Here is a 15,815-nt window from a genome sequence, read left to right as displayed (position 1 = left end):
GGGATAATGAAAAGGGAGCAAATTGCTAAGTGAAGGGGGAAACCTATGGGAATGAGTGCGGAAGACTTCGGTGCAGTACTAGCTGAGCTAAAAGGGCCTACGCCGCTTGCTGATGCCTTCGAGACGTGTTTCCCTCAACCAGATGAGAGCCGCTGGTGGTTCTCGATCCGAACTCACGCTTCGTCAGTTTTTCTATCGAAGGAATACTTTGATTTTGAAACTGCAAGGAGAGACAACGTAAAGCGAAGTTATAAGGAACTCTTGGCTCGAAAGGTTTGGGAAGGCCATTCGTTCACTCAACGACCTGAGCTTCGCTTGTGGATTCTCGAAGCGTTGGGCCTCCTACAAAACGACAAGCAAGCATTGAAACACATGCTTGAGATGGAGACGAATACTTCTCGCTGCAAGTACCTCAAGGATTTGTTTACTTGGGACGAAATCGAGGATGCAGCGCGTAAGGAATTCCATCGTCTCGTGAACGATTTACCCATGTCACATCGAAATTGCTAAATCCCAGCGGGGATGACGTCGTCGATGAACCATTGACGTAGCGGCTGTGCTCTGCCGGTTTCTAACCGCCAGCAGTCGACCAGATCCAACAGTTCCCCGAACACGGTTAAGCCCACCTCTACCCGTGATAGGTGAAGGTGGGCCATTCCGATATACGTCAGCCGCGTGAACACAGCCTGATCGTTGTCGACTATCCGTCCGCTTCTGGTGCTTTTGGGGCTGGCTCGGTAAGGATGTCTCGGCGTGTGCCGCGCTGGAGAGCTTCGGCGATCGCGCCACGATAGTCCGCCAGATCGGCAGGCACAGTGAGTAGTTCGACCTCGTCCTCGGTCAGCTCTGGGCGCTTGTCGTCTGGGTGGCGGTGGTTGTGGATCTGGATGGACTGGTTGGCCAGCAGCGTGATTAGCCAAATCACCTCACCGAGCGTCTTGCCCAAATCATCAGACGTTTCGAGGGCGTTACCCAGGTGTTCGAGGCCGCCATAGCGCTCGGCGATCAGACGTGTGGCTTTCGTGGTGAGAACGAGCTCGTAGTCCTCCCCGCCAATGGTGACAGTGGCGGAGCGCCCTAGTTCCACAACAGATTCAGTTTTCTTCTTGCAGGTCATCGCTTGGTACTCCTTGCTCGTTAGCTGGTGGCGGGTTCGTAGACTTGGGCATACCAGTTCGTGATCGTCTCAGGCTTGACCCCGGTTGCGCCCTCTAGCACTTCGGCCTTCCACGGATGACGCCCCTTCGCATCTGGCTTGTTACGCCGCAAAATCGTGCCCTCAATGCTCGGGGTCGAGAACGTAATCGAGTCGGCTTTGGTGGCCAGCGTTTCTGTTGGGAGGGCGAACTTGACCCGGTAGAGCCAAAAATACTGATACTTACCGTTGGAGCGTGCTGCGCGGAAACCAATCGCCACCGGAGCCCCACCATCCTCGGAGGCAGAGATGAGCACGCCGTTGGAGTCCACGGTCGCACCCGTCAGCGCGGCTGCCGCTTCGCCGCCGAGGTCGTCGACGCCGAGGGTCAGGGTGCCGGATTTGAATTCTTTGACGATCTCACTCGGCCCGTCATCGGCGTACAGGATCGCTTCAGCCACCTCAACGGAGAGCTCGGCCGAGATGGCTTTGGCCAGCGGTTTGGGTTTGGCGTAGGTTTCCTCACCCGTATCGGGGTTTTCGGTGATGGTGGCGTAGTAGAGCTTGTCTAAGCCAATAGTCGCCATGAGAAATTCTCCTTATCTGTAGGTGTGGTGGGTTGCGACGTCTATCGCGTAATGGTGGAATCCGGTATCAGCTTCAAAGCCAACATAGCTACGGCCAGTGATGGTTAGTTCTGCGTCGAGCAGGGCGCGAGTAATGAGGTTGCGCAGGTCGAGATAGTTAGATTTCGTGAAAAGTGCGAGGCGAACTTCCTCAACCTCGATACTGGGTTGATTGTCTGCGAACACGTCGAACATGTCTGTCAGCGGGGTTGCCACCAGGTACGTCTGCGGCACAGGCGTCGTCGTGTAGAGGCCGACTTCGAACGGCAGCCCGAGCTTGTCAGCGATCATCGAGAGTTGTTCCAATAATGTGTTCATGGCCCCACCTGCTCAATGCGCGCTGTGAGCGCCGCCTTCATGGCTTCGATCGCACCACGCCTTGTTTGCGACCGTGTGGGTGCAAGAAATGGGCGCGCGGGCTGATTACTACGGCCGTGTTCGAGGACGTTCGCGATCAACGCATTCGCTCTACCGTCGCGGCGGTTCTCAGCAAAGCCGACCTTAATATTGTGATCACCTTTCGAGTTCACCTTCACGCCCGTTGTGCCCAAAGCGCTGAGTAGTTGTCCTGTTGAACGCGAGGGCTGCTTGGTGGCGCGTCCGATTGCACTGGTGAGGTTTGCTCGCATGCGCGGCTCGACCACGGCTGCTCCTGCCTCAAGCACCTCATCAGCCGAAGACTCCAGCACACGGCTCGCAGCATCAAGAGAATCAATGAACGCGTTAGGCAGGCGAATCTGGACTCTAGCCATGGGCCTCTCCTTCGGGCGTGGTCTGGTGGGCAAGAATCTCGACATACCGGCCGATCACCTCGACTGCGTCGATCACATACCGCCCGCCTGGTTCACTGATCTCCATATTCGTGGTCACGAATAGTCCGGGGATGGTACGGATGCGGAAGAGGACATCGGCCTTTGAGTACGCTGCCCGGTTCACCCACGCGCTCGATGCGTGTCGGACCTCGATCTGCGCTCGCACGGTTGCTCGCACTTCGTCGCGCGTGGTGGTGAACCCCGCCTTATCGCGGATAACCGTTGGCTGTATAAGGTCGATGGTGGTGCGCATGGATCCCAAAGAAGCCATGAGTTGTTCTCCTTAGACTTTCCAATCCCGGTCCAGACGCAGCAGATTGTTCACCGCGTTCCACACCGCCCGCGCCGCATCTGGTTTATCGGACCAGAAACCTGCCGTGGAACCATCACGAGACTCATAGAAATGGCTGGCGAGCATGACAATGCCCTGCCTGGTTGCCCCAGACATCTCGTGTGTTTCGTAGTGGTTTTCGGGCAAGTGTTGGAAGGAGCAGGCGTAGGAGGTGGCCGCATTGATCAGCGCGCCGATCAGCTTGTCGTCATCGTCGAAGGTGATGAGCAGGTTCGCCTTCACCTGCGCAACCAAATCAACCGTGGTCATTGCGACCACCTCCTTCCACTGTCGCCGGGGTTATGCGGTGGTCTTTTGGGTGAGCAGCTTGACCGCTTCGGGTAGGACGAGTTTGCCGTCCAGTCGCTGGGATGCGAGGAATCCGACCTGTCCGGTGGTGGCGAACAATTCGTTCAGCCGTTTAAAGGAGCGGCCTTGTCGGTCGGCGATCCAGTAATACGACAGGTCACCGAAGGCTACGCTCTTAGCCCCCGACTTAATCTCCGGAATGAACGTGGATGTGTGGATGGGGCGGCCAAGAACCAGATCCGGCGTTCCAGCAGTCAACGCTGGCTGCCACAAGTACTGGCCGTTACCATCCTTGAGCTTCCGGATGGTTTTCACGGTCGAGTCGTTCATCAGCCATACCGCGTTCTTGCGGTACGGGCCGCGCAGGGAATAGTGCAGGTCGATGAGCTCATCAGCGGTAATGTCGGTGGCCTTGGCTGTCGTTACAGCATTTTGTCCGCCGCCAGAGGCTGCGAAGATGCCGGTCGGCTTACCCTTACCGTCCCCGGTGAGGAAGGCTTCTTCTTCAGCCGCGCCGATACGGCGAGCAAACTCCGCCGCCAGGTACTGCTCGACATTAAACGCGCTGTCATTGAGTAGCTCTTCGCTGATTTTGAGGAAGGTGCCGAGCTTAAACGCCGACAAAGTGACCTGAGTAAAGGCTTCATCAGATTCCGTATACGGCTTGCCCTCATCGAGCCACCCGGCAGTGCCATGCGTGGAGACGACCGGGATCTTCCGATCCCCGCTGGTGGTTTGAACGACCTTGGCCAGGGAGCGCATGATGTTCTGATCTTCAAGTGAGGAGATCAGCGTGCGTTCGAACTCATCAGGCACCAGATAGCCGCCCTCAGTATCGACACCCTCGGACAGGGCGTTGCGTACTTCCATCGGAGAAGCGTTAAGCCGCATCGCATCCCAAAACGCTCGCTTATAGGAGGCGGTCGCGCGTGGGGTCATGGGTTTGACCTCGTCATTGTCGGGGTTGATGCCTGGCATTGAGGTCAGCGGTGCGTTGGTTGCCTTAGCGAGGTCGGCGTCGCGGCGCAAGGCACGTTCAGAGCGTGCGATCTCGTTGGTGAGCTGGTCGATTTCGGCCTCCATCTTCGCGTAAGCCCGATCGTCTTCAGCAGACAGGCAACCGGTGCTGGTGTAGCGGCGCTCATCGAGGAAGGCCTTCGCCTTCTCCCAAACATCTGCGCGCTTGGTGCGAAGATCAGAAACAGAAAGTGAAGTAGACATGGATATTGGTCCTTTCAGTGGGGTTGGTTCGCTAGTTCGGCGTACAAATCAAGAACCCGCCGACCAAGAGGTACAGCGGGTTGAATGGTTGGGCGTGGTGGTCGCACCGGCCTCGGCGGCGGTGATGTGGCGGTCAGATGCGCGACGAGTTTTTGCTCGGCTGCGCGGCGGGAAAACACCGTGCCAAGTCCTGCGTTCTTGGGTGAGAACGGCGGACGCTTCAACTCTTCGCCCTCGTCATCGGGTTCGTCTGGGGAGTCGACTTCGTCCTCATCGTCTTCTAGTTCTTCGTCCGGCTTAACGTTGAAGGCCGGGTTGCGTTCGCCTGTCAAGAGTTCGTCGGCGAAACCCATATCGATCGCGGCCCGAGCATCCATCCACGTCTCAGCATCCATGAGCTTGGACAGCTTCGCCCGACTCAGGTTCGTCTTCTCCTGATACGCATTCAGGATCGATTCTTTGACCGAATCAAGCATCGACATCGCACGTGCGAGTTCGTCCTTATCGCCAACCGCCATCGTCGCAGGGTTGTGAATCATCAACATCGACACCGGACTCATAGCCACGGTGGATGCTGCCATTGCGATCACAGACGCAGCAGATGCGGCGATGCCATCGATATTGACGGTGACTGTGCCTGGGTAGTCGATGAGCATGTTGTAGATCTGCGCCGCAGCCACAACATCACCACCAGGCGAATTGAGCCAGATAGTCACCGGCCCAGACCCAGCATTCAACTCACTAGCGAAGATTCCCGGCGTGACATCGTCATCGAACCAGGATTCTTCAGCGATCGTGCCGCTAATGCGCAAAACCCGGACTGCATCTGCGTCCGGGTCAGTTGATGGCTCTGGTGTGAGCCAGTTCCAAAAACGTATCATATCCTCCTCCTTACAGAAGCTTCACTCATAGGTTCCTCAGCCGGTTCAGACTCGGTTGTCTGCGCGTATGCCCCTGCGAGACTGAGCGGGAGCATATTGCCGTTGACTAGGTAGAGGTCGCCGCCTGCCTCGATGCTGATGCGGTCGAGGTTTTCTAGTTCGCGGATATCGTTGGCGCTCATCCAGCCGTTTTGCCTTGCCACCGCATAACCATTCATTCGGGATTCGTAATCCCCACGCAGGAGTCCTTCGAGGTTGAACTTCACGTAGATCTGTGGTTTTTCACGCGGGCTGAGGAGTGTTTTGGTGATGGCTTGTTCGAAGCGGATCACCCACGGATCGAGCGTGTACTTCACAAACTCCAACGACTGCTGCTCAATATTGCTAAAGGAACTCTTTTCGAGGTCGCCGATCATGTGTGGCGGAATACGGAAGATTCGAGCAATTTCGTTGATCTGAAACTTTCTCGTTTCAAGGAATTGAGCTTGTTCTGGGCTGACGGAGATGGGCGTGTATTTCATGCCTTCCTCGAGCACAGCGATCTTGTTGCCGTTCCTCGCTCCGCCGAACGTGGACTGCCAGGACTCCCTGACGCGCGCGGGGTCTTTGATCGTGCCCGGGTGCTCGAGCACACCACCAGGGGCGGCACCGTTAGCGAAAAAGCTCGCCCCGTAGTCCTCGGTAGCCTGCGCCAAGCCGATGGCGTTCTTTGCCATTGCAATCGGGCTATAACCAACCAGTCCGTCAAAACCCAGACCTGGAATATGCAACACGTCGCGGGCGGCCAGCGTGACGGTTTCGAACCTTCCTGTTGGTTCGTCCCATGTCCGCTGATACTCGTAATACAGCCGCCCAAACTCATCTCTGCCTACGGTCATCCGGTTAGGCATGAGTGGATACAGGCCGATGACTTCGTCGCGGCCGTTGCGGATCACTTGCGCAAACGCATTACCCCAGAGCAGCAAGTGGGTCATGAGGGTTTCTCGGAACACGAAGGATGTCATCTCGGGGTTAGGTTCATCATGCAACAGCGGGTATAAGGGGTGGTCGAGGGCTTTTTCCTTGCCGCCACCGTCCTTGTAACGGTATACGTGCAGTGGTAGCCCGGCTATCGCCTCAGCCAAAATCCGCACGCACGAATACACCGCCGTCATCTGCATCGCTGAACGCTCAGTCACCGGACGACCAGACGAGGTCGCTCCGAAAAAGAAGCTATAGCCCGTACCGATTGCATGATCGGTGGCGTTGCGAGTGGTGTCGCCACGCAGCCAATTCAGAAAACCCATGCGGTGTCCTTTCACATGTAAAATTGGAATATGAAAGCGCCCTCAAAACAGTCGTGGGCACTGATGAGTGTCCTGCTAGCGGCATTTTGGTTGTTGCCGCTCATTTCCATGTGGATCAACAGTCTGAGCGATCCCAACGCCAAGTGGTTCATCGCGTTGCTCTTCCTCGCGTTTCCACTACTCACCATCGTTTTGAGCGTTATCGATGGGGCATGCCACGGGTTCGGCTGGTGGTGGCTACTGGCCCCGTTCGCAGGGTTCTTGACCACACTGTTCGTGTACTACAACGATTCAGCCCTCATCTACGGCGTCGCCTACTCGATCTTGGGACTGATCGGCACAGGCATCGGCGCGTTCATCCATGAGCGTGCTCACAGCACGAGTAGGCCGCGCTCGTCATAAACACTGCCGCTGACATGCCCGCTGCCGTTTCGGATGGCGCGGTCGAGTGCCATGATGGTTGCGACCACGCCGTCAATCTTCTCGGTGGATTTTTGTTTGTCGGGTTTGATGTTGCCTGCTGGGTCGGTGCGTACGTGAATGTTGTCAACCATCCACGACAGGACCGGGTGCCCACCATGAGCAAGGCGTCCTTCAAGCGCCAGCTTCATCAATTCCTTCGAGGGCGGGCTCATGTCTTTGAAGCCTTGCCCGAAGGGAACGACGGTGAAACCTAAGGCTTCGAGGTTTTGGCTCATTTGGACTGCGCCCCACCGGTCGAAAGCAATCTCGCGAATATCGAAGCGTTCACCGAGTTGCTCGATGAAGGCTTCGATCGCGCCGTAATGGACGACGTTGCCCTCCGTGGTTTGCAGGAAGCCTTGCTGTTGCCACAGGTCGTAGGGCACGTGATCACGGGCAACCCTTAGTTTGAGGTTGTCTTCGGGTATCCAAAACCACGGCGCAATCGCATACCGCTCGTCACCGGTTTCGGGTGGGAACACGAGCACGAACGCCGTGATATCCGTCGTCGAGGCAAGATCAAGCCCGCCGTAACACACCCGCCCCTCAAGCTCCGCTAAGCCTACTGGGGTGTTGTTTTGGTTCCAGACGTGCATGGGCATCCACCGCACCGACTGCTTGACCCACTGATTCAAACGCAACTGCCTGAACGTGTTCTCCTCAGCAGGATTCTGCCTGGCCGAGGTGCAGGCTTGGCGGACTTTCTCAATCGGGACAGTGATCCCTAAGCTCGGATTAGCCTTATGCCACACGTCCTCGTCGGTCCAATCATCATCTTGCGCCGCCCCATAGATCACCGGGTAGAACGTGGGGTCGTGCTTTTTGCCATCCAGGATGTCTTGGGCTTTTTGGTGTTGCTCATAACAAATGCTATGCGTATCGGTACCCGCTGTCGTGATCAAGAAGTACAGCGGCTGGGTGCGCGCATCCCCACTGCCTTTCGTCATCACGTCGAAGAGCGCCCGGTTGGGTTGGGTGTGTAGCTCATCGAATACCACGCCGGAGATGTTGAATCCGTGCTTCGAATACGCCTCCGCACTCAAGACTTGGTAGAAGGAGTTGGTGGGCTTATAGATGATTCGCTTCTGCGAGGCAAGAATCTTGACACGCTTGGACAGCGCTGGACTCATGCGGATCATGTCGGCTGCCACTTCGAACACGATGGATGCTTGTTGCCGATCGGCAGCGCACCCATACACTTCAGCGTGTTCCTCGCCATCGCCGCAACAGAGTAAGAGTGCGACGGCGGCGGCAAGTTCACTCTTGCCCTGTTTCTTCGGGATCTCCACGTAAGCCGTAGTGAATTGGCGAAACCCGTCCGGTTTGACCGTCCCGAAAAGGTCGCGAATGATTTGTTCTTGCCAATCAATCAACTTAAAAGGTTTTCCTGCCCACCGGCCTTTCGTATGCTTTAAAGCTTGGATGAACGCGACCGCAAAGTCGGCTCGGCGCTTGTCATAGCGCGAGCTTTCAGCCATGAACCGGGTCGGGCGATATTCAGCTAGCTCACGCATACGAATCAGTTACCTTCTGTTGGTTAAAAAATCAGTTGCTACCGGCGATAGCAGGTGCCCTCAGGCCCGGCGGGGCTAGGCTTTAGGCAGATTAGCTAACGCCCAGGCGATCGCATGTCCAGCGTCAGCGAAAAGGTGGTCTGACTCAACGATGAGTTTGAGTTCGCATTCTGCGCGGCCTTTCGAGTTAGACCCGAAACCGCTGACGGGTTCTTCCATCAACCGGTAGATTTGGGCGTTGTTGCCAAAGCCTTCAGCCTTGGTCCAGGTAGCAAAACTTGCTAGCGTGTAGTTGGCGTAGGCAAGAACCGTCCCGTAGGAATCGACGCGCATCTGGAGGGTTTCGCTGGTGACCTTTGTGGTGTTCATGGCTGTTTCCTTATCTGTTGTGTACCGTTTCGGTATGTATATACAGCCATAGACCCGCCTACTTATCCAGTTATTTTGTCGCCTATTTTGCCTCATAAATAGTGTTTTACATCTCTTGGTTAGTGTTTATCAGTGGCGGGGTTTTCCACGCAGAATTACCCGAGAGCGGCTTAAGCAGGATTTTGCGAACCTCAGCATTCTTTTTACCGCTAAGTCCGATGCGGTAAAGCAAGGAGCGCAGTTCATACTTCTCATTACTTACCTGGCTCGCACTGCGAGCGACCGTGCGGCGGATCCGTTTAGCGTATGCGACCAGCTCCGTTAAGAACTCGGTGTAGGCTGTGATCTTCTCGAACTCCGGGAGCTTATCCCACCAAGGAAAACTCACGCCTTCCTCGGTGGATCTGATGCTCAAATGGCTGGCTCCCAGGCTTTTGGAGATAAGGTCTGACTTTGCATTGACAAGTTCAACCAGTCTGTCTAGTTCACGTTCATCAAGAATGGTCGGCAAAGTGATCACCAGCCCGTAGCCAGGGTCTTGCTTGCTACTCATCGCTATTTATCCCCCTTGCCGAGGTTTTCGATTTCTTCTAGATCAACACATAGCTGTCCCATCATCACCAAACCTTCTTTCTTGTGTTTTGTCTGGTCATGTACATACAGCCATAGATTCGCGGGCTTATCCAGTCATTTTCGCCTTAAAATCAAGGAGTTTTAGTGGCCTCGGCCGCTATATGGGAAAGCACAAATTCGGCGCACGGCAAAGCTATCCCGTTTCCCCACAGCTTGTATAACGCCCGATCTGTCACCGGGGCTGCGAGCCATTTGCGTACTTGGTTGCGGGTTTTAGGTTTTTTCAATCCTTGTACCTTGCCCCAGCTGGCCCAGACCTGCCACCAATAATCCAGCACGTCTTCGCTCGGGTTCTCGATGGCGAGTCCGTCTGTCCAAATATCCGGGAATCCTTGTAGGCGGGCACACTCAGTCGGGGTTAAGCGCCTCACGCGATAGTCAGGCACGCAAGGGTCGGTGACCAGGGGCGGCTCGGTCGAATCCGAAGCCAACAGGGCACCAGCAACATTCACGTTTCCTCGGCAGAAGAAGTCCGCCTTCGAGGCGCTCACAACGTCAGGTTCGACGATGGCGATGCCGCCTTGGTTACAGGTCGGAGCTATCCCTGACGTATCGAGCGTCTTGGATACCTCGGTTGAATAACCGTACCTGCCCACTGCCGCGCCGCGTCCCTCATGTAACGCATTAAAACCGTAGGCGGTAGCGATGATGGGAGTATTACCTCCTCCAGTGCTGTAACGAGCGGTCACGGTTGGCGCTATCTGGCATGGTCCGCCCACTCTGGCATCATGAGGATGATGGTCAAACAATAGCGGCTCAATAATACTCTGGTCGTTACTGCATCCGAGCGTGCCCGACAGATTTGTTTGCACGAGCGGGCCTTTACCGCCACCCGATTTACCTGCGCGCATCCGCAAGGCGAACACATCTAAGGATTTGCTTGCCTCGTGAGTGCCTGCTCGAGGATTGGAGGTAGCGGCTTGCCTCTTACCGCAGCCCTGCGTAAGATTCCCTCGCAGGCACGTGGGCTCAAAGAGTATGTGTCCGGCACCTTGGCCTGCAAAATCTGCGATAAGGAAGATTCTTTTACGTCGTTGGGGTACTCCGAAAAATTGCGCGTCCAATACTCGCCACGCAATACTCCATTGGTCTGCCACGACCGCCCCAGCTTTTTGCCATTTGTCAGCTCGAGGTAGGTTAGCTGCTGCTTTTTCGTCCATGATGGCGATAAGCTCGCGTAGCACTTGGTGGAAATCATTGCCTTTGTTGGAGGAGAAAGCTCCGGGCACGTTTTCCCAAACAGCGAATCTTGGATATAGACCATGACTTGCCTTTCTCATTTCTCTGATGACTCTGACGGCTTGGTGGAATAGACCCGAGCGCTCGCCAGCTAAACCTGCCCTTTTACCTGCCACCGACAGGTCTTGGCAAGGAGAACCAAACGTGACCACATCCACCGGCTCTAGCTGACTGCCGTCAATGTCGCAGATGTTGCCCAGGTGTTGCATGTGTGGCAAACGCGTGGTGGTGACCAGGATCGGGAAGGGCTCAATCTCGCTCGCCCACACCGGCACTATGCCAATCTTGGTTGCGGCGAGTGGGAATCCTCCTGAGCCATCAAAAAGCGAGCCGAGCCTTAAAGTTTGTGTCAAGGGTTAGCCTTTCTGTTTGGGGCGATCGACTTCTTTCACCAGATCGAGATACGTGTATTCCTTGCCGTCTCGTAGGCAGGTAATTCCTGCTGCATCCCCGGTGTGTTCGGCATACCGGCGCAGGATCACCGAGGCGTATTTCTCGTCCAACTCCATGCAGTAGCAGATGCGGTCGGTTGCCTCAGCTGCCATGAGCGTGGAGCCGGAGCCCGCGAACGTGTCGAGCACGATCGCGTTCGCCTGGGTGGAGTTCTGAAGCGGATACGCCAACAAGTCCAGTGGCTTGCTGGTTGGGTGGTCGGCGTTGCGGCGTGGCTTGGCGAAGTTCCAGATCGTGGTTTGTTTCCGGTCGGCGTACCACTTGTGCTTACCCGTCTTTACCCAGCCGTAAAGGATCGGCTCGTGCTGCCACTGGTATGGGGATCGCCCCAGTACCAGAGAGTCCTTGACCCAGATACAACAGCCGGAGAGCTTGAAGCCTGCGTCTTGAAAGGCGCGACGGAAGTTCAATCCTTCGGTGTCGGCGTGAAACACATACGCGGATGCGCCCTTCTCACACACTTCCGCCATCTGGGTGAAAGCGGCGAGCAGGAACTCGTAGAACGCGTCCGCACCCATCTTGTCATTGCGGATCGACAAGCCATCAGACGATTCGAACGCCACGTTGTACGGCGGGTCCGTGAGCACAAGGTTGGCGCGCGTGCCATCCATGAGCACCTCGACGTCTGCTTGCGAGGTGGCATCCCCGCACACGAGTCGGTGGCGGCCAAGCGTCCAGATATCCCCGCGCTCCACGAACGCGGCGGCCTCCAGGGCGGCGGTAAGGTCGAAGTCGTCGTCCTCAACCTCGCCCTCATCCAAGGAGCCGATCAACTGCTGGATTTCGGCGTCGTCGAAGCCAGTTAGTTCAGCATCGAAATCCGAAGCATCGAGGTCGGCGATGAGGAGGGCGAGTTTGTCGTTGTCCCATTCGCCGCTGATCTTGTTGAGCGCGATGTTGAGTGCTTTCTCGCGGGTCTCATCGAGCTCCACGACGATCACGTCCACGTCCGTGTGGCCTAGATCTTCGAGCACCTTCAAACGCTGATGACCACCAACGACATGACCAGTGGTGGAGTTCCAGATGACGGGTTCGACGTAGCCGAACTCGGTCAAGGATCGCTTGAGCTTCTCATACTCAGGATCACCGGGCTGGAGGTCTTTACGCGGATTGTAGTCAGCGGGCTTGAGTTCACTAATGGGCATTGGCTTCATGAGCATGTGTAGTCACCGCCTTCTTTAATGCGTCGACGTGAGCGAACGAGTTCTCCCAGCGCAGACCGGGATAGCCGAAATGTCCGTAGGTCGAGTACCTTGTAAAACCAGGCTTGCGAAGATTCAAAGCATCGATAATTCCACCGGGGCGTAGCGGAAACACCTCGGCTGCGGCCTTAGCGAGGATCTCGTCGGAGTATTCACCACTGCCGCGGGTGTCGATGGTAAAGGCGAGCGGGTCAGCCTTCCCAATCGCATAGGAAATGCTCACTTGGCACTCGACGGCCAACCGTGCGTCGACGATGGTCTTGGCTATCAAGCGCGCCATATAGGCACCCGAGCGGTCAACCTTCGAGGCGTCCTTGCCTGAGAACGCACCACCACCATGTGGGGCGAGACCGCCGTAAGTGTCAACCATCAGCTTGCGACCAGTGAGCCCCGTGTCTGCCTTTGAACCACCCACCGTAAACAAGCCCGAGGGATTCACCAGAATCTTGGTGTCAGCGCTAATTGGCAGATACGGCTTACACGCGGGTGCGACGATCAGTGTTTTGACCTCAGCCGCAAGCTCGTCCAGATCCTTGATCTTCTCGTGTTGGATCGACACCACGACGGTTTCGATTGCTACGGGTTGTCCGGCGGCGTCGTAGCGAACCGTCACCTGCGCCTTACCATCGGACTTGATACCGCTGATCGTGCCGTCCTTGCGGGCGTCATCAAGACGCCCACAGATCTCATGCGAGAGTACGAGCGGCAATGGCAAACGCTGCGGGGTTTCGTTGGTGGCGTATCCGTAGACGGTGCCTTGATCGCCAGCGCCCTGCAACGCAAACTCACTCGTGTCTCCGAAGCGAGCCTCCAAGGACTTGGAAACCCCTGCGTTGATGTCTGGGGATTGGCGGCGTGTCCAGACGAAAACGAGGAACTTCCACGGCACATAACCCGCCTTCACCAGCGCGTAACGCACCGACTCACGAATACGCGGACGAACCTTCGAAGTGATCTCGCCAGTCACAATGATCCTGCGGCCAGATGCCATCACTTCTACTGCAACGCGTGCGGCTGGGTCCTCGTAGAGAATGTCGTCAAGGATTGTGTCTGAGATCAGATCGCAGAGCTTATCGGGATGGCCGATACACACGGCCTCAGCAGTCTTCGTAGACATACATACTCACTTTCCGAAGAATCAAGGCATAGAAAAGTGCCCACCCATCTCGGGCAGGCACACGAGAATCAAAGGGGTGTTAGGAGCGGGCTTGCAGCAGGCGCTCCATCACGTCATCACCCGGCGCCGAACCTGAGTAGTCGCTGGTGCAGGTGGCGCGCACTATCTCGTAAATCTCGTACCAGTACACGTTCGCTTGCTTCCCGAAAGACTGGGACATAGCAACGAACGGGGATGCGATCGCAGCCCCTGTGGTTGGGTGTTTGCCGAGCAAGCCGAACTTGGAGATCGCCTGTTCACACTGCACATAACGCGCGAACGCCTGCGCATAGGATTCGATCAAGCGCGGTGCGACGAACTGGGAACAGCCACGTTGATCGAGCCATTGCCATGTTTCTCGGTAGACGAGGTCAGCGCCGAGGGGTTTACCATCACGCTGAATCTCCGACAGATACTCGGCAGGCTCCGGCATCACCTCACCAGCAAGCACCGCACCATCCCCGATATCTGAGCCTTCAAAGTCAAACGGCTCACCCAGCGGATCATCAAGCCGCGTGGCTGGGCGGCCAGCTGCGAGCTTCGCATTCAGCGGATCGGGTTTCGCACCTGCCCGCACACGGCGGCCACCCCGGTTCGTTCCGTCTTTCGCCATAGGTTTTCATCTGCTTTCCTGCTGTGAGACAATTAGTGGCGTGCCGAGACCGAAGACGAAAACTGAACTATTGGATGCCGCCGAGGCGCAGTATGCGAAACTGGACAGCCTCATTGAGGGCATGAGTTCCGACGATCAGCATACGAATTTTGATCCCAGCATCACTCAAATCGGTAAAGAAGCCCACTGGGCGCGGGACAAAAACCTGCGCGACGTCCTTGCCCACCTGCACGAGTGGCAGCGCATGTTGCTTGGCTTCGTCGACGCCAACCGCCAGGGTCAGCCTCGACCGTTTCTTCCGTTTCCTCACACGTGGCGAACCACGCCAACGCTCAACCAAGAGATTTGGACTCAATATCAGGGCACTGAGCTTGAGGCTATCCGCGAGAACCTCGCTGACAGCCACACCGCAGTAGTGGCTCTCATCGGCGAGTTCACCAACGAGGAGTTATTCACCAAGGCGCATTTCCCGTGGACGGGCACAACCTCGCTCGGCTCCTACTGCGTGTCAGCCACATCAAGCCACTACGAATGGGCAATCAAAAAGCTCCGTGCATTCACCAGAAAGCCGCCAGAACAACCCCATAACCAAGCCGCCCCCCAGTAGCTTCTTACCACGCTGTACACCACAGACAGATACTCGGGAGCCTCTGGTATAGGCGCTCCCGTGCGCCTTTTCGTGACTGTCGGGTTCAACGCACCAGGCCTCGTGCCTGCATTCACGCAACATCCGCCCGATCAGCGCTATCCTTAGCAATGCAGGGAAACCCTTCTTGTAGAATGAGAACTTATTGGGCATACAACTCCTGATGCCGTTGCCGTATCAAAATGTGTAGCGAAAAGTTGAAGGGACTGGTCATCAAAAAAATATCTGTGTTTCTTGTATCCGCTCTGGCATATTTTGTCGGCGCGTGGCTTTTCGCCGCCATCTTTCAACGGTGCAAGGATCAGGATCAGAGATTTTTTGTGGTCTTCTTATTGATGCCAATCATGTATGTGTGTTTCACGATTCTTCTTCTGCTTTTCAATAAGCATATCATCGGTATTCAATCTGCCCGCGCGTTGCAACTTTCAGCAGGAGCCTTTATCGGACTCTCAGCTTTTCTCTGTTCACTCGATGGTGTCGGCTCGTTAGTTCATAGTGATTCTTTTTCTCAACTGCTGAGCCAGTTTTCCGTTCCCGCCATCGGCGCTCTTGTTGTTGGTGGTGTAGCGCTTGGGTTTAGCGTTTTTACCCAAGCGCCACACCAAGGAAAAGACCAAATCAATTATCAGTAGATGAATTCAGCTAGCTTTCGGCAAGCTGTCAAACGAATCTCTTCCTTGACGTATCCAGCCAGGAACCATCCTAAAACGGCGCTATCCAAGTCGGCATATTCATTTATTTTCTGATATGCCTCAGTGGAATTATTCGCCCCTAAGCTCCAGCCAATCTGCTTGAATCTGTTGGCTAGTTTGCTGGAATTATTGTGTCGGCGGCGCCTAGCCACTACGACTGGGCGATTAAGAAGCTCCGCGTCCACAATAAAGCCAATAAAACAAATTCCTGCCTCAGGATAGCGCCCAGCGGTTT

22 protein-coding genes are annotated in these 15,815 nt (G+C 55.9%); 4 read left to right on the top strand and 18 right to left on the bottom strand.

Annotated features, from left to right (window positions below):
- Positions 1 to 51 precede the first annotated feature (51 nt).
- Positions 52 to 510 (top strand): hypothetical protein, encoded by a 459-nt coding sequence (locus BQ5456_RS08015; RefSeq protein WP_235858559.1) that lies wholly within the window; start codon positions 52 to 54, stop codon positions 508 to 510.
- On the opposite strand, the gene BQ5456_RS10445 is transcribed toward BQ5456_RS08015, so the two are convergent.
- From BQ5456_RS10445 to BQ5456_RS07970, 10 genes are read right to left on the bottom strand one after another with little or no spacing between them, the layout of a single operon-like run.
- The gene (locus BQ5456_RS10445) at positions 507 to 656 is read right to left on the bottom strand and encodes a hypothetical protein (RefSeq protein ID WP_169740224.1); all 150 of its coding nucleotides are present in this window, start codon (positions 654 to 656) and stop codon (positions 507 to 509) included. The two genes, BQ5456_RS08015 and BQ5456_RS10445, sit on opposite strands and share 4 nt — an antisense overlap.
- Before the next feature lie 44 nt (positions 657 to 700).
- Complete coding sequence (locus BQ5456_RS08010; RefSeq protein ID WP_024058351.1) at positions 701 to 1,117, bottom strand: hypothetical protein; 417 nt, start codon at positions 1,115 to 1,117, stop codon at positions 701 to 703.
- A gap of 20 nt (positions 1,118 to 1,137) precedes the next feature.
- On the bottom strand, positions 1,138 to 1,722 hold the full coding sequence (locus BQ5456_RS08005) for a major tail protein (RefSeq protein WP_024058350.1): 585 nt from the start codon (positions 1,720 to 1,722) through the stop codon (positions 1,138 to 1,140).
- 12 nt (positions 1,723 to 1,734) lie between these two features.
- Positions 1,735 to 2,079, bottom strand: coding sequence for a hypothetical protein (locus BQ5456_RS08000; RefSeq protein ID WP_024058349.1), 345 nt, complete (start codon positions 2,077 to 2,079; stop codon positions 1,735 to 1,737).
- Positions 2,076 to 2,513: an HK97-gp10 family putative phage morphogenesis protein gene (locus BQ5456_RS07995; RefSeq protein ID WP_071129511.1), complete on the bottom strand. Its 438-nt coding sequence runs from the start codon at positions 2,511 to 2,513 to the stop codon at positions 2,076 to 2,078. The genes BQ5456_RS08000 and BQ5456_RS07995 overlap by 4 nt, the downstream gene beginning before the upstream one ends.
- Positions 2,506 to 2,844, bottom strand: a complete 339-nt coding sequence (locus BQ5456_RS07990; RefSeq protein ID WP_071129510.1) for a head-tail adaptor protein — start codon at positions 2,842 to 2,844, stop codon at positions 2,506 to 2,508. The genes BQ5456_RS07995 and BQ5456_RS07990 overlap by 8 nt, the downstream gene beginning before the upstream one ends.
- Positions 2,845 to 2,856: 12 nt before the next feature.
- Entirely contained in the window at positions 2,857 to 3,174 is a 318-nt protein-coding gene (locus BQ5456_RS07985; RefSeq protein ID WP_071129509.1) for a head-tail connector protein, read from the bottom strand.
- Between the two features lie 30 nt (positions 3,175 to 3,204).
- Positions 3,205 to 4,434 (bottom strand): phage major capsid protein, encoded by a 1,230-nt coding sequence (locus BQ5456_RS07980; protein ID WP_071129508.1) that lies wholly within the window; start codon positions 4,432 to 4,434, stop codon positions 3,205 to 3,207.
- A gap of 14 nt (positions 4,435 to 4,448) precedes the next feature.
- Positions 4,449 to 5,315 carry a head maturation protease, ClpP-related gene (locus BQ5456_RS07975; RefSeq protein WP_071129507.1) on the bottom strand — a complete coding sequence of 289 codons (867 nt, stop codon included), beginning with the start codon at positions 5,313 to 5,315 and terminating at the stop codon, positions 4,449 to 4,451.
- A complete protein-coding gene (locus BQ5456_RS07970) occupies positions 5,312 to 6,601 on the bottom strand; it encodes a phage portal protein (RefSeq protein ID WP_071129506.1) in 1,290 nt (429 codons plus the stop codon). The genes BQ5456_RS07975 and BQ5456_RS07970 overlap by 4 nt, the downstream gene beginning before the upstream one ends.
- A 30-nt stretch (positions 6,602 to 6,631) precedes the next feature.
- Here BQ5456_RS07970 and BQ5456_RS07965 point away from each other — a divergent pair, with 30 nt between their 5' ends.
- Complete coding sequence (locus BQ5456_RS07965) at positions 6,632 to 7,003, top strand: DUF2651 family protein (RefSeq protein ID WP_071129505.1); 372 nt, start codon at positions 6,632 to 6,634, stop codon at positions 7,001 to 7,003.
- Here the strand turns inward: BQ5456_RS07965 and BQ5456_RS07960 are convergent.
- The 7 genes from BQ5456_RS07960 to BQ5456_RS07930 all read right to left on the bottom strand — a co-directional run bounded on the left by BQ5456_RS07960 (position 6,973) and on the right by BQ5456_RS07930 (position 14,242).
- Positions 6,973 to 8,577 (bottom strand): terminase large subunit, encoded by a 1,605-nt coding sequence (locus BQ5456_RS07960; RefSeq protein ID WP_071129504.1) that lies wholly within the window; start codon positions 8,575 to 8,577, stop codon positions 6,973 to 6,975. The two genes, BQ5456_RS07965 and BQ5456_RS07960, sit on opposite strands and share 31 nt — an antisense overlap.
- A 75-nt stretch (positions 8,578 to 8,652) precedes the next feature.
- The gene (locus BQ5456_RS07955) at positions 8,653 to 8,946 is read right to left on the bottom strand and encodes an Nmad4 family putative nucleotide modification protein (protein WP_071129503.1); all 294 of its coding nucleotides are present in this window, start codon (positions 8,944 to 8,946) and stop codon (positions 8,653 to 8,655) included.
- 106 nt (positions 8,947 to 9,052) lie between these two features.
- The gene (locus BQ5456_RS07950) at positions 9,053 to 9,499 is read right to left on the bottom strand and encodes a virulence protein (protein WP_071129502.1); all 447 of its coding nucleotides are present in this window, start codon (positions 9,497 to 9,499) and stop codon (positions 9,053 to 9,055) included.
- Positions 9,500 to 9,650: 151 nt separating this feature from the next.
- Entirely contained in the window at positions 9,651 to 11,171 is a 1,521-nt protein-coding gene (locus BQ5456_RS07945; RefSeq protein ID WP_071129501.1) for a DNA cytosine methyltransferase, read from the bottom strand.
- 3 nt (positions 11,172 to 11,174) lie between these two features.
- Complete coding sequence (locus BQ5456_RS07940) at positions 11,175 to 12,431, bottom strand: site-specific DNA-methyltransferase (protein ID WP_071129500.1); 1,257 nt, start codon at positions 12,429 to 12,431, stop codon at positions 11,175 to 11,177.
- Positions 12,406 to 13,590 carry a methionine adenosyltransferase gene (gene metK / locus BQ5456_RS07935; protein ID WP_071129499.1) on the bottom strand — a complete coding sequence of 395 codons (1,185 nt, stop codon included), beginning with the start codon at positions 13,588 to 13,590 and terminating at the stop codon, positions 12,406 to 12,408. Before metK ends, BQ5456_RS07940 begins: the two co-directional genes overlap by 26 nt.
- 79 nt (positions 13,591 to 13,669) lie before the next feature.
- Positions 13,670 to 14,242 carry a P27 family phage terminase small subunit gene (locus BQ5456_RS07930; protein WP_004007621.1) on the bottom strand — a complete coding sequence of 191 codons (573 nt, stop codon included), beginning with the start codon at positions 14,240 to 14,242 and terminating at the stop codon, positions 13,670 to 13,672.
- A gap of 70 nt (positions 14,243 to 14,312) precedes the next feature.
- Here BQ5456_RS07930 and BQ5456_RS07925 point away from each other — a divergent pair, with 70 nt between their 5' ends.
- Positions 14,313 to 14,849, top strand: a complete 537-nt coding sequence (locus BQ5456_RS07925; protein WP_240923141.1) for a ClbS/DfsB family four-helix bundle protein — start codon at positions 14,313 to 14,315, stop codon at positions 14,847 to 14,849.
- A gap of 236 nt (positions 14,850 to 15,085) precedes the next feature.
- Positions 15,086 to 15,520, top strand: a complete 435-nt coding sequence (locus BQ5456_RS07920; protein ID WP_235858558.1) for a hypothetical protein — start codon at positions 15,086 to 15,088, stop codon at positions 15,518 to 15,520.
- Here BQ5456_RS07920 and BQ5456_RS10440 read toward each other — a convergent pair.
- Positions 15,514 to 15,765 carry a hypothetical protein gene (locus BQ5456_RS10440; RefSeq protein ID WP_071129497.1) on the bottom strand — a complete coding sequence of 84 codons (252 nt, stop codon included), beginning with the start codon at positions 15,763 to 15,765 and terminating at the stop codon, positions 15,514 to 15,516. The two genes, BQ5456_RS07920 and BQ5456_RS10440, sit on opposite strands and share 7 nt — an antisense overlap.
- Positions 15,766 to 15,815 lie beyond the last annotated feature (50 nt).

It is taken from the genome of Varibaculum massiliense (assembly GCF_900106855.1).
Classification (GTDB): domain Bacteria; phylum Actinomycetota; class Actinomycetes; order Actinomycetales; family Actinomycetaceae; genus Varibaculum; species Varibaculum massiliense.
The sequence above is the reverse complement of the archived record's forward strand: the minus strand, read 5'-3'. Positions and strand labels throughout refer to the sequence as shown.